Annotated in this window: 29 protein-coding genes, 1 tRNA gene and 1 riboswitch; of the genes, 16 read left to right on the top strand and 14 right to left on the bottom strand. The window is 58.4% G+C overall.

Going from position 1 to position 24706, the window contains the following annotated elements; all coding sequences use genetic code 11:
* Positions 1–12: 12 nt before the first annotated feature.
* The gene (locus SO058_RS09245) at positions 13–918 is read right to left on the bottom strand and encodes a 1-deoxy-D-xylulose-5-phosphate synthase N-terminal domain-containing protein (protein WP_320842708.1); all 906 of its coding nucleotides are present in this window, start codon (positions 916–918) and stop codon (positions 13–15) included.
* 300 nt (positions 919–1218) lie between these two features.
* On the opposite strand from SO058_RS09245, the gene SO058_RS09240 reads away from it, so the two are divergent.
* Positions 1219–2265 (top strand): zinc-binding dehydrogenase, encoded by a 1047-nt coding sequence (locus SO058_RS09240; protein ID WP_320842707.1) that lies wholly within the window; start codon positions 1219–1221, stop codon positions 2263–2265.
* A 43-nt stretch (positions 2266–2308) separates the two neighbouring features.
* On the opposite strand, the gene SO058_RS09235 is transcribed toward SO058_RS09240, so the two are convergent.
* Positions 2309–3265, bottom strand: coding sequence for a sugar-binding transcriptional regulator (locus SO058_RS09235; protein ID WP_320842706.1), 957 nt, complete (start codon positions 3263–3265; stop codon positions 2309–2311).
* 143 nt (positions 3266–3408) lie between these two features.
* On the opposite strand from SO058_RS09235, the gene SO058_RS09230 reads away from it, so the two are divergent.
* The 7 genes from SO058_RS09230 (at position 3409) to SO058_RS09200 (ending at position 8262) form a co-directional block, all read left to right on the top strand.
* Positions 3409–3669: an HPr family phosphocarrier protein gene (locus SO058_RS09230; RefSeq protein WP_320842705.1), complete on the top strand. Its 261-nt coding sequence runs from the start codon at positions 3409–3411 to the stop codon at positions 3667–3669.
* A 15-nt stretch (positions 3670–3684) separates the two neighbouring features.
* Positions 3685–4143 (top strand): PTS sugar transporter subunit IIA, encoded by a 459-nt coding sequence (locus tag SO058_RS09225; RefSeq protein WP_320842704.1) that lies wholly within the window; start codon positions 3685–3687, stop codon positions 4141–4143.
* Positions 4144–4180: 37 nt separating this feature from the next.
* Positions 4181–4477: a PTS sugar transporter subunit IIB gene (locus tag SO058_RS09220; RefSeq protein ID WP_320842703.1), complete on the top strand. Its 297-nt coding sequence runs from the start codon at positions 4181–4183 to the stop codon at positions 4475–4477.
* A gap of 110 nt (positions 4478–4587) precedes the next feature.
* Complete coding sequence (locus SO058_RS09215) at positions 4588–6000, top strand: PTS galactitol transporter subunit IIC (RefSeq protein ID WP_320842702.1); 1413 nt, start codon at positions 4588–4590, stop codon at positions 5998–6000.
* Positions 6001–6097: 97 nt separating this feature from the next.
* Positions 6098–7186: a 2-hydroxyacid dehydrogenase gene (locus SO058_RS09210; protein ID WP_320842701.1), complete on the top strand. Its 1089-nt coding sequence runs from the start codon at positions 6098–6100 to the stop codon at positions 7184–7186.
* A gap of 13 nt (positions 7187–7199) precedes the next feature.
* Positions 7200–7841, top strand: coding sequence for an L-fuculose-phosphate aldolase (locus SO058_RS09205; RefSeq protein ID WP_320842700.1), 642 nt, complete (start codon positions 7200–7202; stop codon positions 7839–7841).
* A gap of 10 nt (positions 7842–7851) precedes the next feature.
* Positions 7852–8262: a TRASH domain-containing protein gene (locus tag SO058_RS09200; RefSeq protein WP_320842699.1), complete on the top strand. Its 411-nt coding sequence runs from the start codon at positions 7852–7854 to the stop codon at positions 8260–8262.
* Between the two features lie 116 nt (positions 8263–8378).
* On the opposite strand, the gene SO058_RS09195 is transcribed toward SO058_RS09200, so the two are convergent.
* The 3 genes from SO058_RS09195 to sigK all read right to left on the bottom strand — a co-directional run bounded on the left by SO058_RS09195 (position 8379) and on the right by sigK (position 10208).
* Positions 8379–8452, bottom strand: a tRNA-Gln gene (locus tag SO058_RS09195).
* A 143-nt stretch (positions 8453–8595) separates the two neighbouring features.
* Positions 8596–9444 (bottom strand): aldo/keto reductase, encoded by an 849-nt coding sequence (locus SO058_RS09190; protein ID WP_320842698.1) that lies wholly within the window; start codon positions 9442–9444, stop codon positions 8596–8598.
* Positions 9445–9509: 65 nt separating this feature from the next.
* On the bottom strand, positions 9510–10208 hold the full coding sequence (sigK, locus tag SO058_RS09185; protein ID WP_320842697.1) for an RNA polymerase sporulation sigma factor SigK: 699 nt from the start codon (positions 10206–10208) through the stop codon (positions 9510–9512).
* Positions 10209–10355: 147 nt separating this feature from the next.
* On the opposite strand from sigK, the gene yajC reads away from it, so the two are divergent.
* The 6 genes from yajC to SO058_RS09155 all read left to right on the top strand — a co-directional run bounded on the left by yajC (position 10356) and on the right by SO058_RS09155 (position 13961).
* Complete coding sequence (gene yajC / locus SO058_RS09180; protein ID WP_320842696.1) at positions 10356–10679, top strand: preprotein translocase subunit YajC; 324 nt, start codon at positions 10356–10358, stop codon at positions 10677–10679.
* Between the two features lie 83 nt (positions 10680–10762).
* Positions 10763–11176, top strand: coding sequence for a TIGR04086 family membrane protein (locus SO058_RS09175; protein WP_320842695.1), 414 nt, complete (start codon positions 10763–10765; stop codon positions 11174–11176).
* A gap of 12 nt (positions 11177–11188) precedes the next feature.
* Entirely contained in the window at positions 11189–11332 is a 144-nt protein-coding gene (gene scfA, locus SO058_RS09170) for a six-cysteine ranthipeptide SCIFF (protein ID WP_280962623.1), read from the top strand.
* Positions 11333–11403: 71 nt separating this feature from the next.
* Positions 11404–12774, top strand: a complete 1371-nt coding sequence (gene scfB, locus SO058_RS09165; protein WP_320842694.1) for a thioether cross-link-forming SCIFF peptide maturase — start codon at positions 11404–11406, stop codon at positions 12772–12774.
* Positions 12775–12886: 112 nt separating this feature from the next.
* Positions 12887–13357, top strand: coding sequence for an NAD(P)-binding domain-containing protein (locus SO058_RS09160; protein ID WP_320842693.1), 471 nt, complete (start codon positions 12887–12889; stop codon positions 13355–13357).
* Between the two features lie 61 nt (positions 13358–13418).
* Positions 13419–13961, top strand: coding sequence for a hypothetical protein (locus SO058_RS09155; RefSeq protein WP_320842692.1), 543 nt, complete (start codon positions 13419–13421; stop codon positions 13959–13961).
* 41 nt (positions 13962–14002) lie between these two features.
* Here the strand turns inward: SO058_RS09155 and thiC are convergent, their stop codons facing one another.
* From thiC to SO058_RS09140, 3 genes are read right to left on the bottom strand one after another with little or no spacing between them, the layout of a single operon-like run.
* Positions 14003–15325, bottom strand: coding sequence for a phosphomethylpyrimidine synthase ThiC (thiC, locus tag SO058_RS09150; protein WP_320842691.1), 1323 nt, complete (start codon positions 15323–15325; stop codon positions 14003–14005).
* Between the two features lie 10 nt (positions 15326–15335).
* Positions 15336–16517 carry a 2-iminoacetate synthase ThiH gene (thiH, locus tag SO058_RS09145; RefSeq protein WP_320842690.1) on the bottom strand — a complete coding sequence of 394 codons (1182 nt, stop codon included), beginning with the start codon at positions 16515–16517 and terminating at the stop codon, positions 15336–15338.
* A 15-nt stretch (positions 16518–16532) separates the two neighbouring features.
* Positions 16533–17297, bottom strand: a complete 765-nt coding sequence (locus SO058_RS09140; protein WP_320842689.1) for a thiazole synthase — start codon at positions 17295–17297, stop codon at positions 16533–16535.
* A gap of 88 nt (positions 17298–17385) precedes the next feature.
* Here SO058_RS09140 and mscL point away from each other — a divergent pair, with 88 nt between their 5' ends.
* Positions 17386–17787: a large conductance mechanosensitive channel protein MscL gene (gene mscL, locus SO058_RS09135; RefSeq protein WP_320842688.1), complete on the top strand. Its 402-nt coding sequence runs from the start codon at positions 17386–17388 to the stop codon at positions 17785–17787.
* A 50-nt stretch (positions 17788–17837) separates the two neighbouring features.
* On the opposite strand, the gene thiF is transcribed toward mscL, so the two are convergent.
* Together thiF and thiS are read right to left on the bottom strand one after the other, a co-directional pair.
* Positions 17838–18470 carry a sulfur carrier protein ThiS adenylyltransferase ThiF gene (thiF, locus tag SO058_RS09130; protein ID WP_320842687.1) on the bottom strand — a complete coding sequence of 211 codons (633 nt, stop codon included), beginning with the start codon at positions 18468–18470 and terminating at the stop codon, positions 17838–17840.
* On the bottom strand, positions 18470–18664 hold the full coding sequence (gene thiS / locus SO058_RS09125; RefSeq protein WP_320842686.1) for a sulfur carrier protein ThiS: 195 nt from the start codon (positions 18662–18664) through the stop codon (positions 18470–18472). The genes thiF and thiS overlap by 1 nt, the downstream gene beginning before the upstream one ends.
* A gap of 77 nt (positions 18665–18741) precedes the next feature.
* Positions 18742–18843, bottom strand: a riboswitch (TPP riboswitch).
* A gap of 87 nt (positions 18844–18930) precedes the next feature.
* Between thiS and SO058_RS09120 the strand changes: the two genes are divergently transcribed.
* Positions 18931–20151 carry a DNA polymerase Y family protein gene (locus tag SO058_RS09120; protein WP_320842685.1) on the top strand — a complete coding sequence of 407 codons (1221 nt, stop codon included), beginning with the start codon at positions 18931–18933 and terminating at the stop codon, positions 20149–20151.
* A gap of 20 nt (positions 20152–20171) precedes the next feature.
* Here the strand turns inward: SO058_RS09120 and pdxR are convergent, their stop codons facing one another.
* From pdxR to SO058_RS09100, 4 genes are all read right to left on the bottom strand, one after another.
* The gene (gene pdxR, locus SO058_RS09115) at positions 20172–21566 is read right to left on the bottom strand and encodes a MocR-like pyridoxine biosynthesis transcription factor PdxR (protein WP_320842684.1); all 1395 of its coding nucleotides are present in this window, start codon (positions 21564–21566) and stop codon (positions 20172–20174) included.
* Between the two features lie 65 nt (positions 21567–21631).
* Complete coding sequence (locus SO058_RS09110) at positions 21632–22579, bottom strand: AEC family transporter (protein ID WP_320842683.1); 948 nt, start codon at positions 22577–22579, stop codon at positions 21632–21634.
* Positions 22580–22582: 3 nt separating this feature from the next.
* Entirely contained in the window at positions 22583–23029 is a 447-nt protein-coding gene (locus SO058_RS09105; protein ID WP_320842682.1) for a MarR family winged helix-turn-helix transcriptional regulator, read from the bottom strand.
* Between the two features lie 104 nt (positions 23030–23133).
* The gene (locus SO058_RS09100) at positions 23134–24699 is read right to left on the bottom strand and encodes a response regulator (protein ID WP_320842681.1); all 1566 of its coding nucleotides are present in this window, start codon (positions 24697–24699) and stop codon (positions 23134–23136) included.
* Positions 24700–24706 lie beyond the last annotated feature (7 nt).

The raw sequence follows: 24706 nt of genomic DNA, 5'->3' as shown, positions 1-24706 counted from the left end.
AACACCTCTTTCTCACATCGCGTCGTAAATGGCCTGGAACTCAGCGCGCTCCGCATCCGGGATGCGCACGAAGTGCAGGAACGGCCAGCGCTTTTCGAGCGGCGGGACGCCGGTCGTGCCGCGCGTCCGGGCGAGGACGACGAGCGGGCGGCCCTCGTGCGGCGTTTCAAACGCCTTGGAGAACTCATCGATATCGTGCCCGTTGCAGGTGACGCAGGCCGCGCCGAACGACTCGAAACGCTTGACAAGCGGCTCGATGGTCATTTGGTCCTCAATCTTACCCTCGACCTGCTGGTCGTTCGCGTCGACCACGACAATAAAGTTATCAAGCTGATAGTGCGCAGCGGTCTGGATGCATTCCCAAGTCTGGCCTTCCTGCAATTCGCCGTCGCCCAGCAGGACGAAGCACTTGCCGGTGTCGCCGCGGCGTTTGCGCGCATGGGCGGTGCCGCCCGCGATCGAGATCGTCTGCCCGAGCGAGCCAGCAGTGTTTTCAAAGCCGGGCGAATGCTCCGCGCCGATCATTTCCATGTTCCAGCCGTCGACGTTGAATTTGTCCATGCAGTCCGGGCTGATGCGGCCGGTCGCGGCGAGCGCGCAGTAGATTACTGACGCGTAGTGGCAGCAAGAGACAAAGAAGCGGTCCTTGTCTGCTGCGGGCGCGCCGTTGTAAGCGGAACCGCGCTGGTAATCCATATTGTCGGGGCCGGGCACGCCGGGGAACGGGATGGGCTCCCAGTTGCCGACCGAGGGGCCGAGGTTCATCACGCGGGTGTACAGCGCCGCGATAATGTCTGCGGACGAACAGGCCTGCGCTAGATAGCAGCCGCCCGTTTTGAGCGCCACGCCGAGGATCTGTTTGCGGATACTGGTCGCTACCTCCTGGATTTCCGCGGTGGAATAGGTCTTTTCCGCCATTATACATGCTCCTTTCCTGTCAAACCGTCAGGTTTTTGCAGATCAAATGGTACTGTTGTTCGTTGTTATGAATATTATTTCACATTAATGAACAAGTGTCAACCGAGAAAACTAGTGAAAAATTGCCAAAATTCCGAGTGTGTTCTTATGGAAATAGTGAAAATAAACAATCATACAGAAAAAATGCCTTGACCTATTGGCAAAACATGCAATATAATGAGGCGAACAAATGAGAACAAGTGTGTTTAAAGTTTAACAAAATTTCAAATGAAGCACAGCTGTTCAGAAGGAGGCCCAAATATGAAAGCTGTTGTCAAAACGGCGTCCGGCATGGATCAGATGGAATATAAGGAAATTCCACTGCCAGAGGCCACGGGTGATTTGGTGCAGATCAAGATCGCCTATTCCGGCATTTGCGGCACCGACCTGCATGCGTTTAAAGGTACATATCCGAGCACCAAGCCGCCGGTCGTGCTGGGCCACGAGTTTTCCGGCGTGGTGACGGCGGTCGGGCCTGAAGTCAAGCACGTCAAAGTAGGCGACCGGGTGACGAGTGAGACCACCTTTAAGACCTGCGGTGTCTGCCCGATGTGCAGATCAAAGGATTATAACCTCTGCGGCAACCGGCAGGGCATCGGCACCCAGATTAACGGTTCGATGGCCGAATACTTAGTCAGCCGTGAGGAGAGCGTCCATGTGCTGCCGGCGGGTGTCAGTCTGCTGTCGGCAGCGCTGACCGAGCCGCTCGCGTGCGGTGTGCACGCAACGATGGAAAAGGGAAACGTGCAGCCCGGCGACATCTGCGTTGTTTTCGGCGCAGGGGCGATTGGCCAGATGGTTGCGCAGGTCGCCAAAAGCCAGGGCGCGACAGTCGTCATGGCCGGACTGACGCACGATGCGGAACGCTTCGAGATCGCAAAAAGCTGCGGCGTGGATCGCTGCGTCGACCAGATGACCGAGGATCTGAAAGCGGTCGTCATGGAGATGACGGATAACGTCGGCGCGGACAAGTGCTTTGAATGCTCGGGCGCGGTGCCTGCGGCGAACAAGGCGCTCGAGATCGTCCGCCGCAAGGGGACGGTCGTGCAGATGGGCGTATTCCCGGAGTCGCATGAAAGCATTTGGACCGATCTGATCCTGCATAAGGAAATCGTTTATGTCGGTTCGCGCAGCCAGAAGCCGAGTTCGTGGGTCACCTCGCTCGAACTGATGGCGGCGGGCACGGTGGTGCCGGAAAAAATCGTCACTTCGCTCGACCCGCTCGAAAAGTGGCGGGACGGATTCGATAAGATGATCCGCGGCGAGGGAGCCAAAGGCGTCATCGTCTGCGACGGCAGCCTCAAATAAAAAAGAGGCCTCGAAGGCCCCTTTCAAAGGATGCAGGTTTTATTTAGTCCGGCACGGGCCGACCGGCCAGGCGGAGCATTTCGCGGGCGAGCGGCTCGTCGACGATCAGGGTGTTGAGATAGCGTCCGCGCACAGCGGCGAGCGTACATGCCGCCTTTTCCCGGCTGGCGTTGATGCCGATGGACCAAGAAGGATACCGCATCGCCTCGAGCGGCGCGGAGATCACATAGCGGTTATCGAGCGTGACCTCGTTGCCTTCGGCATCGAACATGCGGCCGAGCAGGCTGGATACCGCGCCGCGGCGCATCAGTTCGGTGCGGTCTTCAGGCGTGTAGCAGCCGGCTTGGTAAAGCGAGCCGTTGGGGTCGTCCAGCGAGCCAATGCCGGACAGGACAACATCCACCGACAGCGCTTTTTTGAGCGTCATCTCGATCTGCGGTTCGCTGACGAGATAGGTATAGACCAGTTCGCTGTCCACATAAACGGGCGCGTAGATATTGGAATAGGTGCCGCCCAGCTTTTTGGAGATGCGAAGCGCCAGTTCAAGCCCGTCGACACGGGGGTTTCCCGTACCCAGACAGCCGACCATCTGCACAACGTTTACATTATAGTATTCCGCGGGCTTGATAGCGTCGCACAGCGCCTCGAGCGCGCGTCCCCACGAAATGCCGATCGACTGATTGTTGTCGAGCACGGTGTTCAGAAAACGGGCGGCCTCCTCAGCGCAGCGGTTCAGGGATTTTGCATATTCGTAATCGCCCGCAAGCACGACCGCGTCGCGCAGGCCAAACTCGGTGCGCAGCGCATAGGAAAGCTGGGCGTGCTTGAGGATCGGGCTGTGCACGATGATCTCGACCACGCCGGTCTCCTTGGCTTCGTCAAGCAGGCGGGAAATGGTCGGGCGCGACATATCCATGATCTTGCTGATCTCCTGCTGGCTCAGCCCTTGCTGATAGTAAAGCTCGGAGACATGCACGAGCAGCTCGGTCCGGTTATCCATGAAAAACACTCCTTTGAAAAGCAGTGAACATATGTTCATCACATGAACATAGTATAGCCCGGTTTTTTGCGGTTGTCAAACCGCGCCGGATTTGATACGCTGGAAAAGTCTACACAATTACAGAGAAAAATGGAGGATCCAACATGTTCAGCCAGCAGTTTACCATTCAAAACCCCACCGGTCTGCACGCGCGTCCGGCGAGCCAACTCGTCGCGCTGTGCAAAGCCATTCCGGATGAGATCCGGCTCGTGACGGCCAAAGGCCCGGTCAACCCCAAGAATATCCTCGGAATTTTGACCGCGGGGCTGAAAAACGGATCAGATATCACCATCGAGGTGGAGGGAGACAGCGAACAGCAGTCCGGTGAGAAGATCATCGAGTTTCTCAGCGGGCTGACCGAATAAAGGAGGGCGGAGGAAATGGAACAGGCGACATTCCGCGAGCTGATTGTGCGGAACGTAGACGCGAAAGACGCGGAGGACGCGATCCGGCAGGTCGGCCAGCGGTTTCTGGATGCAGGCTTTGTCAAGGATACGTATATTGATGCTGTGGCAGCGCGCGAGGCGGTCTATCCAACCGGGCTGCAGCTGGCCGAGATTGCGGTCGCCATGCCGCATACCGACCCGCAGCACGTTAACCGGCCGGGCGTTTGCATCGCCCAGCTCGCCCATCCGGTCACATTCGCGCACATGGGCGAACCCGAGGTCAAAGTTGAGGCGGAAATGCTGTTTATGATGGCGATCCAAAACCCGGATGAGCAGGTCGAACTGCTGCAAAAGGTGCTCAGCGTGTTCCAGCAGCCCGAGGTAGTCGCGGCTTTCCGCGCGGCGGACAGTGAGGAAAAGCTGTTCGAGGCCGCGCAGAAATATATAGGGTAAGCAATAACGGTTATAAGTTGCAAGGAGGAAAAGGGTCATGAAAACGTGTAACATTTTGTGTGTCTGCGGTTCGGGCACGGTCAGCTCGGCAATGGTGGCGGGCAAGCTCAAGGAAAAGCTTCAGGAAAAGGGTTGGGACGCTCACATGGTAGAGGCCAGCCCGAACAGCATTGAGTCCGAGGTGACGGGTAAAAAGTTCGACCTGATCGCGTGCGTCAGCCCGGTCTATGAGGAGTTCGGCATTCCCAAGGTCAAGGCGGTCGGTATGCTGACCGGCATGGCCGAGGACAAAGTCGTGGCCGACTGCCTGGCGATTCTGGAAGCCAAGGAATAAACGTTTATCAAGCGAAACACTGTCGTCAGCAAGAGTTCAAAATCCCGCCGTGAAACGCGGGGAAGCAGAAAAGAAGAAAAGAGTGAATGGCGTAAGGGGGTAAAATTTTAATGGCTAGTTTTTTTGAGACTTTAAGCAATGTCTTCTCAGCGTTCGGCGCGGCGGTATTCGTACCGGTCATGCTGTTCATCATCGCGAAATGTATGGGCGTTTCGGGCAAAAAGGCGTTCAATACGGCGCTGCTCTGCGCGGTCGGCCTGACGGGCTTCACGCTCGTTATCAACAGCTATTCCGGCATTATCGCGCCGGTCGTCAACCAAATGGTCACCAACGCGGGCGTCAACCTTCCGGTGCTCGATACCGGCTGGCAGTCGACCTCGGTTATCGCGTATTCCACGCAGGTCGGTCTGATTTTCATCGGCGTTGCGATCATTTTGCAGCTGGTGCTGTTCTTCCTCAAATGGACCAACGTATTCATGGCGTCCGACCTGTGGAACAACTATTCGTTCATGGTCTGGGGGTCGATGCTGTACGCGCTGACCGGCAGCATGATGCTGGCGATGGCGCTGATGGTCACCCAGCTTCTGTACATCCTGCTGTTTTCCGAAGCGTGCGCCAAGCGCTGGTCGACGTTCTATGAATACGACAATTGCTGTATGACCGCGCCGCACCACTTGGAAAGCCTGCCGTTTGCTGTTCTGATGAACTGGCTGCTCGGCAAGATCGGGTTTAACAAGATCAAGCTCAATGCGCAGACCCTGCAAAAGAAGCTCGGCCTGCTGGGCGAGCCTATGTTCATCGGCTTGGTCATCGGCGCGCTGATCGGTATTATCGGCAACTTCAACGCACTGTTCGGCGCGGGCGCGCTGACCGCGTGGGGCACGGTCACCTCGGCGGCGGTCTCGACCGCGGCGATCATGGCGGTGTTCCCCAAGGTAGCGGGCATTTTCGCGAGCGCGTTCACAACGCTTACCGACGCTTACAAGTCCAAGGCCAGCAAATCGGGCGAGGGCCGTGAGTGGTACCTTTCGGTCAACGACGCTTGCGGTTACGGCGAGCCTAATACCCTGGTTACCGGCATCATCCTGATCCCGATTATGCTCGGCCTCGCGTTCATCCTGCCGGGCAACACCATCCTGCCGATGGCCGACCTGGTCGCGCTGCCGTACATGGTGGAAGTATTCGTGTGTGTTTCGAACGGCAATATTGCAAAGAGCGTCGTCTCGGGCGCGATCTGGTTCTCGCTCGGCATGGTCGTCTGCTCGCAGCTTGCACCGACGTTCACGCAGGTCGCGGTCGACGCGGGCTTCCAGCTTTCGCAGGCAGGCGTTTACGTCATCAGCTTCGGCATCATGTGCCATCCGCTGATCGCCGGACTGTTCTATGCGTTCTGGTCCCAGAATCCGATCATTATCGGCGCGGTTGTAATTGCATACTTTGTGCTGTATTTCCTGTTCAAGAAGAACCGCGAGCGCTTCATCGGCTACTTGGAGCGCAGCGCGGCCGAATACGTCGCAGGCTGATTTGCGGCGAACTCTCTGACGACAAAACAGATACCCGCAAGGCCGCTGCTGCGTTCCGCCGCAGCGGCCCTGTTTTTTGGAAAAGGATGAAAGCGCTATGAAAGATATTTTGCAGACCCCGCAGAAGATCGTCGTGGTGGGCGACGCGTTCGTGTCGCCCGATACGATGGTGGAGGCACTGCGCGAAAGCGCGGTGTGCTGCGGCGAGATCATAAAGTGCTTCTGGGGCACACCGGACAAGCAGGAATTTACCGTGCGCCAGCTCAAAGTCGAGCGGAACGGCCCTGAGGCTGTGCCTTATGCGGAGGGGCTGGATGCCGCGATCGAGGACGCCGATATCCTGCTGACACATTTTAACCCGGTGCCGCGCGCGCTGATCGAAAAAGCCGGCAGTCTTCGCCTGATCCTGACCTGCCGCGGCGGCATGGAGCATATCGACCTCAAAGCGGCGAGTGAACGGAACATCCCGGTTCTGAACGTCATCCGCAACGCGGAGCCGGTGGCCGATTTCGCGCTCGGCATGATGCTCTGCCTGACGCGTGACATCGCGCTGTCGCACGCGCGCCTGAAGCAGGGCGAGTGGAGCAAGAGTTTTTACAATTCGGATTTTCTGATGACGCTGAACAGCCATCTGGTTGGTTTGGCGGGGCTGGGCAACGTCGGCATCGCGCTTGCGCGCAGGCTGAAAGCACTCGGCGTGCCGATGATCGCGTTTGACGCGTATACCTCGCGCGAACGGCTGCAAAAGGCCGGGCTGGGGGAGATCGAACTCACCGGCACGCTTGAAGAGCTGTTTGAACGGGCGGACATCGTCTCGCTCCATCTGCGGCTGACGCCTGAGACCGAGCACATGATCGGCGAGACCTATTTTTCCCGCATGAAAAAGACCGCGTATTTTATCAATACCGCGCGCGGCGGGCTGGTCGACCAGAGCGCGCTCGCAAAGGCGCTTTCGCGGGGCGATCTCGCGGGCGCGGCGCTCGATGTGTTTGACGCCGAGCCGCTCAGCCCGGACAGCCCGCTTCTGCAGATGGACAACGTGCTGCTCACGCCGCACATTGCGGGCACGACAGTGGACGCGATCCCCAAATCGCCGTTCATGCTGATGCGCGAGGCCGACCGCTTCCTGCGGGACGGCGTACTGGACCGCGTGGTCAACCACGGGCAGATCACGCTGCCCGAATAAAGGAGGAATTGCTATGCTGCTGCAAGCGGAACGCGAACAGGTGGTCGAATACGGCAAAGCGATGATCGAGCGCGGCCTGACGGTCGGCACTTTCGGCAACCTGAGCGTTTACAATGAAAAAGAGAACCTGTTTGCCATCAGCCCGAGCGGGATGGATTATTTCAAAACAGAGCCTGCCGACGTGGTCGTCATGACGCCGGACGGGGAAAAGGTGGATGGCGACCGCAAGCCCTCGAGCGAGGTCGATATGCACCGCATTTTCTATCAGAAGCGGCCCGGCATCCGGTCGGTCGTGCACACGCATTCGCGTTTTGCGACCACGCTGGCCTGCCTCGGCCTCGGTATCCCGCCGTTGCACTACCTGATCGCCTATTCAGGCCGTGAGGTACCCTGCACGCCGTATGTGCAGTTCGGCACCTATGAGCTGGCGCAGTGTGCGCTCGATACGATGGGCGCAGACTATGCCTGCCTGCTTGGCAACCACGGCTTGCTCGCCTGCGGCGGCAATATCAGCTATACGATGGACGTGGCCGAGCAGATTGAGTTCTGCGCCGAGTTGTATTACCGTGCCCGCGCGGTGGGCGAGCCCAAGCTGCTGAAAGATGATGAGATTGGCGTGGTACTGGAGTCGTTCAAGAGCTATCGGCAGAAATAAGGAGAACATCATGGAAAAATGCGTTTACTGCGGCAGGGAGCTGCCGGAAAAGCCGCTGAAAGCAAAGGTGCGCACGCGCTCGTTCGATGTTTGCTGCGAGGATTGCCGCGCACGGACCGAGGCGTATGTGCAAAAGGATAAACGGTTTAAAACCGCGATGTATCTGCTGATTTTTCTGGGCGGTCTGGGCTTTCTCGGCAGCGCGTTTTTCGGCGGGAGCGGGCCGCTGTACATGCTTGCCGCTTATATTGGACAGCTTATCGCGGGGCTTGCATTTTTACTGCTGCCCTATCCGGTCATCTCGTTTGAGTCGTTCCATGCGGTGAGCATCCGCGGCGTGACAAGGCTGTCACGGATTATTGGGGCGTTACTGTCGGTTTCGGCGGTTGTGCTCATGGCGCTGACCCTGCGCGGCGCCTGATGGGAAAAGATGAGGAGAATGTGAGAAAAATGCCCGGAAGCCATTGGCTTCCGGGCGTTTTTTACGTTATGATCATAAAAATGACAAAACCGCTCGAAAACGAGCGGTTTTATCGGTGGCAGCCGAAGAAGGATTCGAACCCTCACAAACAGAGTCAGAGTCTGTCGTGCTACCATTACACAATTCGGCTGTATTTGGTTTTTCTGTCAAACTGACGAATTATATTATACAAATACTTTAGCCCAAAGTCAAGGGGTTTATGCACAGAAAATCAAAAATATTCCGGTGCGGACAGGCCGGTAAAAAACCGGCCTGCCTCCGGTGCAATTTTAATTAGTATACCAGATCGTCTGGATCAAGCCCTGACCAACCGCACGCAGTCAAACCGTCCAGCAGGGACATATCGCTTGCATCGAGCGAAAAATCAAATATTTCAGCATTCTGCCGGATGCGGGAGGGGGTAACGCTCTTGGGCAGCGGTACGACGCCGTGCTGCACCGCCCAACGCAGGCAGATCTGCGCAATGGATTTGCCGTATTTTTCAGCGAGCGTTTGCATTTCGGGCACATCGAAGATACGGCCTGAACCGAGCGGGCTCCAACCCTCAATCACCATATCGCAGGCGCGGCAAAACGCGACGGTTTCTTCCTGCGGCATGCCGGGGTGGAATTCGATCTGATCGACCATCGGCATGATGTCGCAGTTTTGCCGAATGTTTTCGATATGGCGCGGACGGAAATTGGAAAGCCCGATTGCGCGCACCTTGCCGGCTTTGTACAGTTCCTCAAACGCCCGCCAGGTCTCCAGGTTTTTCTGCTGCCAGTCGTCAAAATATTTTCGGTCGTGCGGCCAGTGGATGAGGTATAAGTCGATATAATCGGTCTGCAACGCGGACAGGGATTTATCGCATGCAGACAGCGTTGTCTCATAGCCTTGATCCGGGTTCCAAAGCTTAGTAGTTAGAAAAATATCTTCGCGTGAGACTTTTGACTGGCGAAGTGCCTCGCCCACCGCCTGCTCGTTGCCATAGGCAGTCGCGGTATCGATATGGCGGTAGCCGGCTTCCAACGCGGCCAGCACAGCGCTTGTAGCCTCGGCGGCCGGAGTTTTCCAGGTGCCAAAACCAACGCAGGGGATCGAAGTCCCGTTTGAGAGCGGTATGCGGTCCTGTATTGTATTCATACGCAATTCCTCTTTTCAGATGAAGTGTTTGCATTATACCATAAAGGATACGCATTTGTACAGCGTCAAGCGTCCTCATCCAGACGGCCGCGCAGCTTTTCCAGCGCCTTTTTCTCGATGCGCGATACATAGGATCGCGAAATGCCAAGCTGTTTGGCAATCTCGCGCTGGGGCAGCGGGACGGGGATGCCCAATCCATACCGCAGGCGGATGATCTGTCGTTCGCGCGGCGTCAGGCTGTGGGCAAGCGCCTGATACATCGCGTCGTAGCGGTCATGGTCGTCGACCGCGTGGAGGTTTTCATCCTCGCAGCAGATGACGTCCTGCAGCGAGAGCGCGCCGCCGTCGCCGTCGGTCTCCAGCGCGTCGGAGAGCGACAGCTCACCCGCGGATTTCCGCTTTTGCCGGAAGTGCATCAGCAGTTCGTTCTGGATGCACTTGGACGCATAGGTCGCGAGCTTGATGTTTTTATCCGGACGAAACGTGCCCACCGCCTTGATCAGCCCGATGGTGCCAATCGAGATCAGGTCATCCTGCTCGGCAGAGCCCGCGTAATACTTTTTGACGATATGCGCCACCAGGCGCAGATTGTGCTCGATCAGCTGTTCCCGGGCTTCTTCGTCGCCATCCTCCTGCATTTTCTGCAAAAGTTCATGTTCTTTTTCCGGGGACAATGGTTTGGGGAACGATCCGTCGACGCCCTGCACGCGCAGGACAAAAAAGAAAAACGCGCCCGAAAGCGCGAGGAGGGCAGGAAACAGCATGCATGCGCACCTCTTTCGTTCAGATTGTTCAAGCCTATGCGCGCATCGGCCCGTCCTATGACGGGGAGGAAAAATAGGGCTTGTATTTTGCGGGCTTATCCATTATAATAACAGTATTAACGGCAAAATGAACAGGAGGTGTAAAAAATGCCGAATGCACAGTCTTATCTCAATGCGATCATGCAGTTTGCGCCGCTTGTTATTTTGATCGTACTGTTTTATTTCATGCTGATCCGTCCGCAGCGCAAGCGTGACAAGGCGGAGCGTGAAATGCGCAGCTCAATCGCTGTGGGTGATGAAATCTCTACCATCGGCGGTTTCATCGGTAAAGTCGTCAACATCAAGGACGACGTGCTGATCATCGAAACTTCCAACGACCGCACCAAGCTCAAGATCTATCGTTGGGCGATCCGCGGCAAGGAAGCCGAACCGGTGGAAACGGTGGAAGCGCCGAAAGAAGCAAATAAGTAATACCCCGGTTCCTTGCCGAATAGAATGAGAGCACAAGCCCTCACGGGCAAACTGTGAACAGATTCGGCGGGAGGTAGCGCGAAATGAGAAAAACCAACGAGGGCTTGTCGCCCGTCGGCATTTTATTGCCATCGGCGGCTGTGGGCCTGGTTCTGACACTGCTTTTCATGCTGACCGGCGCGGTGCTTGTGCAGCGCGGCTTGGTCGGCGAGGGGATGATCGCCCCGTTAGCGTTGTTGTTTCTGGCGATCGGCAGCGCGGTCGCGGCTCTGCTTTCTGCAAAGCGCGCGCCGGGCGGCAAATTCCTTTGGGCAGTCGGCGCGGGCGCGCTGGTGTTTCTCGTGCTGCTCGTCGTGGGCGCATTGCTCCTGCGGCAGCCGGTACATATCCCGCGCACAGCGGTCAGCGCGCTTTGCATGCTGCTCGCTTCGGCGCTCGGCGGTTTTGCCGGCGTCAATATGCGGAAGAAAAAGCGCTATAAGCATATGAAGAAGTAGGAGGGAAACACCATGAAGCATGTCACCACACTGACTTCGGCGACCCTGAAGCAGACCGCGGCCAAGGGCGGCTGCGGCGAGTGCCAGACCTCGTGCCAGTCGGCCTGCAAGACCTCTTGCACCGTGGCAAACCAGAAGTGCGAGCATTCGAAGTAAGCTTTTTACGAAGTCAAATGCAAGGCGCGCCGAGCTGGCGCGCCTTGTTTTCTGTATATCGGAGGAATAAAATGATTCATCGCTATGAGAAAAACGGGCTGAACTTCGTGCTCGACGTCAACTCGGGCGCGGTGCACGTGCTGGACGACGTGAGCTACGCGGTATCCGGGCTGATTGACGAGGATATGGAGGAAACCTGCCCGCAGCAAATCGCCGCGGCGCTGCCGCAGTACGACGCGCAGGCCGTGCGCGAGGCGTACGACGAGCTGTACAGCCTCAAGCAAAACGGGCAGCTGTTTGCCAAGGACGATTATATTGACGTGAGCCGTTATATCCCGGTCGGTGCGCCGGTAAAGGCATTGTGCCTGCATGTGGCGCATGACTGCAACCTGCGCTGCAAATACTGTTTTGCATCGACGGGCGATTTTGGCCAAGGCCGCAAGATCATGCCGCCGGAGGTGGCGAAAAAGGCCATCGATTTTGTCGTCGCGCGTTCGGGTGCGCGCAAAAATATCGAGATCGACTTTTTCGGCGGCGAACCGCTGATGGCTTGGGACACGGTGACGCAGGCGGTCGATTACGCGCGTTCGCTCGAAAAGGAGCACGGCAAGCACTTCCGCTTCACCATTACGACCAACGGCCTGCTGCTCGACGCGGACAAGCAGCGGTATATCAATGAGAATATGGACAACGTCGTGCTGTCGCTTGACGGACGTCCGGCTGTCAACGACGGGATGCGCAAAACCGTGTCGGGCGCGGGCAGCTATGAGGTGATCGTGCCCAAATTCAAGGAGCTGGTCGCCTCGCGCGATCCGGCTAAGGACTATTATGTGCGCGGCACATTCACCTCGAAAAACATGGATTTTGCCGAGGATGTCGTGCATATCGCGGACGAGGGCTTTGACCGCCTGTCGGTCGAGCCGGTGACGGCCGACCCAGGCTGCGGCTACGACCTGACCGAAAACGACCTTGCCAAGATCGAAGCCGAATACGACCGCCTGACCGGCATCATGCTGGAGCGGCGCAAGGCAGGCAAGCCGTTTTCATTCTTCCACTTCATGGTCGATCTGGACCAAGGGCCGTGCGTGGTTAAGCGTCTGCGCGGCTGCGGCGCGGGCTATGAATACGTGGCGGTCACGCCGGACGGCGACATCTATCCCTGCCACCAGTTCGTCGGCAAGGAGGAATTTAAGCAGGGCAGCGTGCTGGACGGTTCGTTCGACATGGATATCGCGCGGCAGTTTGCCGGCATGAATATCTATTCGCGTCCCAAATGCCAGACGTGCTGGGCCAAGTTCTATTGCTCGGGCGGCTGCTCGGCGGCGAACTACAATATGAATCACGATATGAACAATTCCTATGATTTGGGCTGTGAGATGGAGCGAAAGCGTCTGGAGTGTGCAATCTACCTGAAAGCGGCAGAGCGGATTTGTGCAGATTAGTCAATGCGACAAAAGAGCAAAATCTGTGTAAAATGGATTGCAAACAGGGCTTTTGCTGCTTTATAATGAATACTGTATCTTTGTGAGCAATCCATGAAGGAGTTGATAATATATGCCGCAGAATGTCATGGTAGCGGTTTTAGGCGAAGGGGAGTATCTGCCGCGGCTGATCCGCGCGATTCTCGAACAAGAGGTGATCCCCGCGCGCAATATGTTTCTTTCATCCAAAAACAAAGCGGCCTGCGCGGCGGCCGAGGGCTACGGCGTGACCATTTGTGAGGATGAGGCCGCGGCGGTCCTTAAGGCTGAGATCGTGCTGGTGTGCGCATCCCGCCGTGAGATGGGCACCGAGCTTGCGAATATCTCGCAGATTACGATTAAGCGCGTGCTGGTATCGGTGTGCGACGATGCGCGCGTCAATGTCGATTATGTGCGCGAACGCGTTGTATACGGCACCGAGGTGATCGCCGCGGCGCTTGAGAAAGACGGGGACGGCAAGCTTTCCGCCTCGTATGAGATCGGGCCTAACGTGCGCCTGTTCCTGCACCAGCCGTGCCGCGATCTGGTAAACGCGATGTGCTGAGGTTCTAAAACGGCTCAGCCGGGAATATGCTGTATCAGTAGCTTCCGCAAGGGGGAGACCGATGAGAAAACGGCATATTCTCGGCTTTTTTGATGAGCTGACGCGCGCGCCGGCGTTTGTGTTCCTGTGCGCGATGTTTTTATGCGGCGCGGTCGCCGGGGGACTAACCGGGCTGATCGCGGGCGAGGAGGACAGCGCGGTGCATCTCGCGGCGCTGCTCGGCACACTGCCGCAGCAGGTGGGGAGGAGCGTTCTGGCCGCGGTTCTATGGCTGGCGCTGCCGCTGCTGTGCGCGCTGCTGCGCCCGGCGGCGCTGTTCCTGTCCGGGCTTTGCGCGGCGCGCGGCTTTGTGCTCGCGCTAACCGTCGCGGTCGGCATTGGGCAAAAGGAAAATTTATTTCTCAGCATTTGTGCGACCGGGCTTCCCGCTGTACTGTCCGTGCCCGCGCTGCTCGCCGCGTGCACGATGGTGTGGTGTGCGTCCGAACGCAGGGGGAGCGGGAAAGCGCTTTTGCAGGACGGCAGGGGGCCGTATGCCGTCTGCATCGGGCTGGCGGCGCTGTCCGCGCTCGTACGTGTCATGTTTGCGGTGTTGCTGGCATGAGAAAGACCGTTGTGATTCATTCACAACGGTCTTTTCCTGTTTTAGCAGACGTCCTTTTCCGAGCAGAACTCCACTTTTTTACCTTCGAGGATGAGGTTGGTCGTGCGCACGGCGCACATCTTGCCGCACATCGAGCACTGGTGCCGGTCAGACGGAGGCACCTGGTTAAAAAACCGTTCGGCCTTTTCCGGATCGAGGGCGAGTGCAAACTGATTACCCCAATCGAGCTGATGCCGCGCTTCCGCCATAGCGTTGTCACGGTCGCGCGCGCCGGGCAGCCCCAGCGCGATATCGGCCGCGTGCGCCGCGATCTTGGAGGCGGCGATGCCCTCACGCACATCATCCAGATCGGGCAGGCGCAGGTGCTCTGCCGGTGTGACATAGCACAGAAAATTCGCGCCCGCCTGCGCGGCGATCGCGCCGCCGATGGCCGAGGTGATGTGATCGTACCCGGGGGCGATGTCGGTCACAAGCGGGCCGAGTACGTAAAACGGCGCGCCGTGGCAGATACGCTTTTCCAGAACCATATTCGCCGCGATCTCGTTCATCGCCATGTGCCCCGGACCCTCAACCATGACCTGCACATCGCGTTCCCACGCGCGTTTGGTCAGGCTGCCCAGCTCAATCAGCTCGGCGATCTGGCCGGCGTCGGACGCGTCGGCGATGCAGCCGGGGCGCAGCGCGTCGCCGAGTGAGATGGTCACGTCGTATTGGCGCAGAATGTCGAGCACGTCGTCGTAGAACTCGAAAAAGGGGTTTTCATTGCCGGTCATCTGCATCCACGCAAACAAAAGCGAGCCGCCGCGGGACACAATGTTCATTTTGCGCCCCTCGCGCATGAACGCTTCGACCGCGCGGCGGTTTATGCCGGCGTGGATGGTCATAAAGTCCACCCCCTCTTTGGCGTGCGCCTCGACAACTTTCAGGAAATCCTGTGCCGAGATCTCAAGCAGGTCCTTTTCCAGATAGCCGATCGCGTCGTACATCGGCACCGTGCCAATCATCGCGGGGGAATATTCGATGAGTTTATTACGAAATGTATTTGTTTTTCCATAGTTAGACAGATCCATAATGGCCTCCGCCCCCATGTCGACGGCCATTTTCACCTTGCGCATTTCCAGCTCGTAGTCCTTGGCATCGCCCGAAATGCCGAGATTGACGTTGATTTTTACGCGCGTACCGTCGCCGACCGCTTCGGCGGACAGGCTCTTATGGTTGATATTTGCCGGAATAGCGACAGTGCCCTTGGCGACGCGCTCTAAAATATATTCGATCGGACGGTTCTCCTTGCGGGCGACCGTCTCCATTTCCGGTGTGACGATGCCGCGCTTCGCGGCATCCATCTGGGTGGCATAGTTACTCATGTCAGTCTCCTTATACGTAAATGTAGTCCGTCATAACCGGTTGTAAGCCACGCGCTTCGATGGCGCGGAACACGTCTTCCACCGAGCGGCTGTCTGAGATTTCAAACTGCTCGTCGCCTTTTTCCTCGCCCGAATGGCCGCCGATTCCAACGTCCACACCTGCGGAGATTTTTGTGGCGGCGATGCCGATGATATGATCGCGGAAGCCGGCGCGCTCACGCGTCGAGATTGTGATGGACGCGAACGGCATGAAAATGCGGTACGCGCAGACGACCTGCAAAAGCTGTGGCTCGTGTACATCCTGAGGGTTTATCTGGTCATTATTGATGATGGGCCGCAGGCGGGGGCAGGAAAACGCGATCTCCGCATGCGGATACCTGCGCTGAAGGAGCCAGGCATGCAGCCCGGTCGCAAACGCGTCGCGGCGGAAGTCGGACAGCCCTAAGAGCGCCCCGAAACCCACGCCGCGCATCCCGCCCCGGAGCGCTCGCTCCTGTGCATTCAGCCGGTAGGGAAAGATGCGCTTGTGGCCGCCGAGGTGCAGGGTCTCGTATTTGCCTGCGTCGTAGGTCTCCTGAAACACGGTCACATAATCGACGCCGCAGGCATGCAGATATGCATACTCATCGACATTCAGCGGGTAGATCTCCACACCGATGACACGAAAGTACTGCCGCGCGAGCTTAACGGCATCCCCGATATAGGAGACCGGCGACATGGAGCGGCTCTCGCCGGTCAGCAGCAGGATCTCCTGCAAGCCGGTTTTTGCGATGGCGCGGAGCTCCCGCTCGATCTCGTCCATATTGAGCTTTGCGCGGCGGATTTTATTATGGCAGTTGAAGCCGCAGTAAACGCAGTAATTTTCACAATAGTTCGCGATGTAAAGCGGGGTGAACATCTGCACCGCGTTGCCGAAGTGCTTGCGGGTCTCGGTCTGCGCGCGCGCCGCCATCTGCTCCAAAAAGGGAAGCGCGGCGGGAGAGAGCAAAGCGGCGAAGTCCGCGGGGAGCAGCACGTCCTTGGCAAGAGCGCGCTGCACATCGTTGGCGGTGTAGAGGTCAAACGCCTCGGCCTCCATACGGGAGAGCAGCGCATCCTGCACTTCGCTGCCGATGTTTTCCATCCCCGGCTGATATTGCATGCAGTCGGTCTCGCGGGTGATATAGTTTGCTGAAATAACCTCTTGTTCCATGCGTTTTCGTCCCCCTTAATCCTGCAAAAAGCCGGTGAGCGGGGAGGAGGCGGAAGCGGTATCCTGCACGCGGCCGGGACCGGACAGATAAGCCGTTCGTCCCGCTTTAACGGCTTTTTGAAAGGCTTCGGCCATTTGCGGTATGTTGCCTGCTGTGGCGATAGCGGTGTTCGCCATGACCGCCGCAGCACCCAGTTCCATTGCTTCGCACGCCTGCGAGGGGCGCCCAATGCCCGCGTCCACAATGATGGGCAGATCGATCTCATCGATCAGGATCTTGATAAATTCACGCGTCGCCAGCCCCTTGTTGGTGCCGATCGGCGCCGCGAGCGGCATGACCGAGGCCGCGCCCGCGTTTACGAGGTCGCGCGCGACGTTCAGGTCGGGGTACATATACGGCATGACGACAAAGCCTTCGTTCGCCAGAATATCGGTCGCACGGATGGTCTCCTGATTGTCCGGCAGCAGGTATTTGGAGTCGCGCATGATCTCGATCTTGACAAAATCGCCGCACCCGCATTCGCGAGAAAGCCGGGCGATACGCACGGCCTCATCCGCAGTGCGCGCGCCCGAGGTGTTGGGCAGCAGCGTCACGCCCTCGGGGATATAGTCAAGGATGTTGGCCGCGCCGCCCTCATTTGCCCGGCGCAGCGCGAGCGTAATGATCTGCGCGCCCGCGTTTTGCACGGCGGCGTTGATGAGGTCAAGCGAATACTTACCTGAACCAAGAATAAAGCGGGACGTGAATGCGTGCCCGCCCAGAATAAGCTTGTCTTCCATGTGTAAAAATGCTCCTTTTGTCGAAATTCGCCTTGACCGGAAAGGGAAAGGCAGATATAGTGAAAGAAAGAATATAAGGGGTGTTGAAATGAAAAAATTTATTGAAGAATTTAAAGCCTTTGCACTGCGCGGCAATGTGATGGATATGGCGGTCGGCGTGATCATCGGCGGCGCGTTTTCCGGCATCGTTACATCGCTGACCGATAACTTTATCACGCCAGTCATCAGCCTGATCGGCGGCACGCGCTATACGATGGAACAGGTGACCGGGTTTGTCAGCAATTTTCTCGGCACAGTCGTCAATTTCCTCATTATGGCGTTTATCCTGTTCTGCATTTTAAAAGCGGTCAATAAGCTGACGCATCTCGGCCAAAAGCCCGAGGAACCGGCCGCACCGACGACCAAGGTGTGCCCGTTTTGCTGCAGCGAGATTCCAGTCGCTGCAACAAAATGTGCGCATTGTGCCTCTGAAATGCCAAAAGAAGAATGAATTCCAAACTGGTTTAAGAAAAAAGACCGAAAGGTCTTTTTTCTTTTGCCTTATGGCTCGTTTTCTCCCAGCAGCAGACGCAGCACGACCGTGGCCTGCTGGGCGGCGCACAGCGCGACGCGCGGCGCCATCAGGTCAAGGCCGTCTTCGAGGCTGCTCGTACTGTCCCCGCAGAGATAGAGCCGGGGGAAGGGACGGCGGACGGTCATGCGGTTGGGCGAGTCCCAGCCTGCCATCCCACTGCCTGATACGACGCGTATTTCGGGTAGTCCGGCGAGCAGCGCTTCCGTAAGCATGGCTTTCTGGTCGGCACGGTCAAATGCCTCACAGACAATATCGCAGTCCGCAAACAGTCGGACGGCGTTGGCGGGTATGATGCGTTCAGTATACGTTTCGTAATTTAAGTAGGGATTGATTGCTTCTAGTTGTTCCAGCAGTGCGAGCGTCTTGGGAATGCCGATATCTTTCATCGTATAGTGCTGGCGGTTGAGGTTGGAGACCTCGATCACATCGCAGTCAGCCAGCACAAGCGTACCCACGCCGAGCCGCGCCAGATGCACCGCTATGTTGGAACCCAGCCCGCCCAGCCCGGCCACACCGACCCGCGCGCGGTCAAGCTTGTCTTGTATATCCGCGCCATGCCGCTCGATGAGCGCGGCGTGTAGTTCATCGCATGTCAACATCAGCCGCCCCCTACAAATTGTACGATCTCCAGCGCGTCGTTTTCAGCCAGCGGCTCGTCTGCAAAGCTGGCGCGCGGTATGATTTTTCCGTTTTTCTCGACCGCGACGCGCTGTGGGTCGTGTCCCAGCTCCTTCAGCAGTCCGGCGACGGTTTGAACGCCGGAAAACGCTATGGTTTTTCCATTGATCTTCATAAAACGCCTCTTTCCCGCAAGAAAAATGCTCCGGTTTCACCATGCGGTAAAACCGGAGCATTCAAAATCCCAAAAACTTTTCGATGCGACAGCTTCCCTACGATGGTGCTAACCAACAGGTTCAAAGGGTTAGGCTCTCGCCCTCTCAGCCGTTCATCGCGGCACCCCTGCTTGCGAACTCAGTATATACCGCGGCAAACCCACTTGTCAAGCGGCAGTTTTTTTGCTATGATGAAAGAAACAAATGTTCGACTGGAGGGCGGCGGATGGACCGGACGATTTTACATTGCGACTGCAACGCGTTTTACGCTTCGGTCGAAACACTGCTGCGCCCCGAGCTGGCGGATGGGCCAATGGCGGTATGCGGCGACCCGGAGAGCCGCCACGGCATCATTCTGGCCAAAAACGAGCAGGCCAAAAAGTGCGGCGTGCAGACGGCCGAAACCATCTGGCAGGCAAAGCGCAAGTGTCCGGCGCTGCGGTTGGTACCGCCGCACCGCGAGGCCTACGTGGAGTTTTCGCGCAAGTGCAACGAACTTTATTTACAGTATACCGATCTGGTCGACCCGTTCGGCATCGATGAATCCTTTCTCGATGTGACAGGCTCGCTGCACCTGTTTGGAGCGGGTGAGAAGATCGCGGATGAGCTGCGCCGGCGGATGCAGGAGGAGATTGGGCTGACGATCTCGGTCGGCGTCTCCTTTAACCGGGCGTTTGCCAAATTGGGCAGCGACTACCGGAAGCCTAACGCGACCACGGTGTTTTCACGCGAGAACTACAAGGAGTTGGTCTGGCCGATGCCGGTGAACACGCTGCTGTTCGTTGGCCCGCGCGTCGCCAAGCGGCTGGATGGGCTGGGCGTGCGTACCATTGGCGAGCTTGCCGCCTGTGATCCGGCGTTTATTCACAGTCTGCTGGGCAAAGCGGGCGATACGCTCCTGCGCTATGCCCGCGGTGAGGACGACGAGCGCGTCCGCTCTTTTTATGAGGAACACGCGCCAAAGTCGGTCGGCAACGGTATGACGTTTCCGCACAACCTTGTGGGTGAGGATGAGCTCAAAATGGGCGTGACCGCGCTGTGCGACCATGTGGGGCGGCGGCTGCGCGGACATCAGATGAAATGCCAGACCGTTCAGCTGCTGATCCGTGATCCGGAATTTAAAAACCGCTCGCGGCAGGTGACGCTCGAACGCCCGACGGATTCGACGCGCGTGCTGATCGATACCTGCATGGAAATTCTGCACGCAAACTGGCGGCTCGACCAGCCTGTGCGTATGCTGACGGTCACCGCGGCCGGGCTTCTGCCGGCCGGGGAGGCGGGCGAGCAGCTTTCACTGTTTGACGGCGGCCTGCAGGAAATGCAGAAGCTGCAAAAGCTCGACCGCGCTATGGATGCACTGCGGCAGCGGTTTGGAGAAGACGCGGTGCGGTACGGCCATGCGGTCAAGCCGCCGGCAAAGGATGAGAAAAACGAGGGGGACGGCTAAAAGCCGTCCCCCTTCCGGTGTTAGGGCTGCCAAGCCTGACAAAGCAGCGATACCGCTTCGCGGATCGCGGGTTCGGTCAAACCCGCGTAGCCGAGCACCAGCGTGGCGCGCGGCGGGCGCACGGGCGGCATATAGTAGCCGGACAGGCCGTAGACCCGCACGCCTTTCTCCCGCGCGCGAGCGATGAGCGTCTGCTCGTTCATGCCGTTTCGCACCTGCAGCAGGATGTGCAGCCCGGCCTCCGCGCCCGAGACCACATGGGGAATAGGCATGGTTTTAAGCGCGCCGAGCAGCGCGTCGCGCCGGGATTGGTACACCTTGCGGCTGCGGCTGATATGGCGCTCAAAGCCGCCCGTGCGCATGAAGTCGGCCAGGGTATACTGCTCAAAGCTGGGCACGGTGGAAGAATACAGCGAGCATTTCTCGCGGTAGCGCGCCATGAGATGCGCCGGCAGCACCAGATAACCGATGCGCAGCGAGGGCGCGAGGCTTTTGGCAAAGGTGTTGACATAGATGACGCGGCCCGTGTGGTCGAGCTCGCCGAGCGCCGGGATCGGACGCGACGAATACCGGAATTCACTGTCATAATCATCCTCGATAATATAGCGGCCGGGCGCGGCGTTTGCCCACGCGAGCAGCTCGGTGCGCCGGCCGGCCGGCATGACGAGGCCGAGCGGGAAGTGGTGCGACGGGGTCAGGTAAACGGCGGAGGCGTCGCTTGCTTCGAGCGCGTCAATGCGCAGGCCGCCGCCGTCGAGCGGCAGCGGGCGGACAGGCACGCCACCGACCTCGAAAATCTGGTACAGCTTGCGGTAGCCCGGGTTTTCGAGCGCATAGGCGCGGTCGCGCCCCAGCAGTTCGATCACCAGATGGATGAGATATTCCGAGCCAGCGCCGACCAGGATGCGGTCGGGTGAAACGTCAAGCCCGCGAAAATCATGCAGGTAGCGCGCGATCTGTTCGCGCAGCTCGGGCGCGCCGCCGGGGGCGGCGGCGCGGAGCAGACGGTCGGAATATCCGCTTAAAACCGCGCGGCTCAGGCGCGCCCAGGTGGAAAATGGAAAGCAGCCGGTATCGACGATGTTGGTGCGGAAATCAAAGGCGCAATTGTCAGCCGGGGCGGCTTCAGGCGGCGCGGCGGCGCTTTTGGGGGCGGGCTTGCGCACAGGCGCGGTCAGCTTCTGTACATAATAGCCGCGGCGCGGCGCGCTTTCGAGGTAGCCCTCGGCGAGGAGCTGCCCATAGGCGGTCTCAACCGTGAGCTGGCTGACGCGCAGATGCTGGGCGAATTGCCGCTTGCTCGGCAGCCGGTCACCCGCCTGAAGCACACCTGACATGATGTCCGCCCGCACGGCGCGGTACAGCTGCTCATAGAGCGGTGTTTTGCTTCGATGGTCAAGATGATAGGTCAGCATGAAAGAGCCCCCTTTACGTCTGGCATTGTTACTTTAACAATATCAGCGCAAAGGGGGAATGTCAATCAAATCAGTCCGGCGGACCGCAGGATAAACAAAATGATAGTCAGTGTAACCGCGGAAAGTGCGGTCGATAGCACGATGATGGAGGAAGAAAGCACATGGTCGCCGCCCATGTTTTTGGCCATCACATAGCCGGTGACCGTGCTGGGCGCACCGTATAGGATGACGAGCGCGACCATGGCCTGCCCGTGAAACCCCATGTGCGCCGCGACCGGCAGAAAGATGAGCGGCAGCGCGGCGAGCTTGATCGCGACCGCAGCACATGTCGGCCCCAGCTTTTTGACGGCTTTGGCGCCCTCAAAGCCCGCGCCGATGCTTAAAAGCGCCAGCGGGGTCGCGCACAGCGCGAGCAGGTCGAGCGTTTTGGATACCATCGGCGGGAAATCGATCTGCAAAAGCGAAAAGGGCAGTCCGGCGAGGATGCCCAAAATGATCGGATTGGTCACGATACCGCCCAGCGTGCGTGCGATAACGCCGTGCCGCTGTTCAGTTTTGGGGGCGGTCACGGTCAACACGAGCACCGAGTAGATGTTGTAGAGCGGCACGGTGGCGACGATCATCAGCGGCACCAGCCCGGCGCTGCCGTACAGGTTCTGCACGAACGCCACGCCCAAAACCGCCTGCGAGCCGCGAAACGCGCCCTGCGTGAACGCGCCGACCATGCTCTTATCGGGCAGGCATTTGGCCGCCAGCAGCCAGATGGCGAAAAAGTAAAGCGTGGTCGTGCCCGCGCAGAACAGGAAGAATTTCAGATCAAACTGTTCGGTGATGCGTCCGGTCGCAATATCGCGGAACAGCAGCACGGGCAGCAGCACCTTGAACACCAGCCGGTCGATCTCGGTGAGCGTCTGCGGGGTGAACATGCCGCGCGTGCGCAGCACACGGCCGAGCAGGATGACCGCGAAGATCGGCACGGTCGCGTTTAGGCAGAAAAGGAGATTTTCCAGCATGGCCTATCCTTTCTGCTCCTGCTCCAAAAAGAAATCCTGCAGCTTTTGCAGGCTTTGGCCCAGCACCGCGGCCTGCTCGGGCGACAGCGTGTCCATGACCGCGCCGATCATGCGTTCATGGAAATCCTTATGGTAGGCATAGGCGGCCTGCCCCTTATCGGTGAGCGTGACGTTGACGACGCGGCGGTCGTGCTTGTCACGCGTGCGGCGGACAAGCTCCTTGGTTTCGAGCTTGTCGCAAGCGACAGTCAGCGTTGCGAGCGTGACGCCGATGGATTTGGCGACCTCGCTCATGCGCACAGGCTCCAGGTCGCCGATCTTTTCGATGATGTGGATCTCGGTGATCGAGATCGAACTGCCAAGGCCGTCCGCCATGGCGCGCTCCTCGATTTTATTAACGCGGCCGAACACGTCGACCAGAAAAGAGTTGATCTGCTCGGGACCGGCCATCGGGCGCACCACCTTACAATTACTTAATCTAACTAAATATTAGCACACCGCCTCAAAAAAGACAAGGGAAAAAGGGAACGGCTTTCAAAGCCGTTCCCTTTTTTCTAGCTTTCGCCGCGCGCCTGCTTGCGGTAGGTGCTGGGCGATACGCCGGCGTATTTCTTGAAGATATAGCTGAAGTAATGCGGTTCGCTGTAGCCGATGGCATATGCGATGTCGGCAAGCCGCGTGTCGGTCTCACGCAGCAGGCGTTTGCTCTCCTCGACGCGGAAGCGCGTCAGGTATTCCACGAAAGTTTGCCCCATCTGCTGGGAAAACACGGTGGAAAAGTGATTGGGGCTGAAACCGACCTCGGCGGCGACTGTGTTGAGCGACAGGGCGTTGTCGCCATAGTGCTCGCGGATGTATTCCTTGGCACGGCGCAGTTCCTGTCCGTAACGCACGCCCTGCTTGCGGTCGCGCGCTTCGATGAACGCCTCCAGCAAGCTGTGCGCGAGGCCGAGCGTGCCCTCATAGGTGGCGACTGCCTCCATCAGATGCGCATTATCGCCCGCGTCGCGCAGAACGGTTGGCAGTTCCGCATCCAGACCCCGCAGCAGCCGCATGGACGACACCACAAGGTCGGCCAGCAGGTAATAGCGGTAAAGCAGGCTGGACTGGTCGGTGTCGCGCACCGTGCCGAAGTGGTTTTCGAGCAGATTGTCAAGATCTTCGGCGGACACATGCCGCAGGCGTTCGGCGAGCGGGATGGCGGCGGAAAAATCAAAGCGGGGGACAAAGCCGTTGTCCAGGTCGGACGCGCTCAGGATAGAGCCACCGGGCAAGCTGCTGAGCGAGCGCTTGGCCTGCCGGTAGGATTCGGGCAGCTCGCCGATGCGTGAGACGACCGTGCCGATGCCCACCGAGCAGGCCGTTTGCAGCAGACGTTCGGTTTCATGGCGCAGGATCTGTGCGGCTTCATAGGCGGCTTCCAAAGCGGCCTCGGTTTCCTGCGCCTTGATGAGCAGCACAAAGCGTTCGCCGCGCGCACTCCAGAGGATATCGGCGCGCTGTTCAAGCAGCGAGCCGAGCAGTACGCGGAGCTGCTGGTGTGAAGCGCCGCTTGCATGGAATTGCACGCAGCATACAACGTATTTTCGTGCGCTAAGGGACAGGCCGAGCTGCTCGGCTCGCGGATAAGCGTCGGCGGCGGACAGGCTGGTATCGAGCAGCGAGTTGAGAAAATGCTCGACAAGGATCATCCGGTCCTGCGAGGGAAGGCCGCCCGCGTGCGCGGAAAAATAGGCTGCGCGCTCCTCCTCGATCTTCTGCACGGTCTTGCCCAAGCTGCCAAGCAGCTGCGGCAGCGTGACCGGCTTTAAGATATACTCATCGATGCCGAGCGAGACCGCTTTGCGCGCGTACTCAAACTCGTCGTGCCCGCTCAGGATCAGGATATGCACCCAAGGCATTTTCTTGCGGATGATCTCGCACAGTTCAAGCCCATCGATAAACGGCATGCGGATATCGGTGAGCAGGATGTCGGGCTTGAGCTCCTGGATCATGGGCAGAGCCAGTTCGCCGTCGGGCGCTTCGCCGCAGATGGCATATTGGCTGTCCGCGTTTTCCAGCAGCTCGCGGATGCCTTTGCGGACGATCTCTTCATCATCCACGATAAACAGATTATACATGGTTCCC

Source organism: Agathobaculum sp., assembly GCF_034098985.1.
GTDB lineage: Bacteria > Bacillota > Clostridia > Oscillospirales > Butyricicoccaceae > Agathobaculum.
Note: the sequence above shows the minus strand (reverse complement) of the source record. Positions and strands in the feature narration are given on the sequence as shown.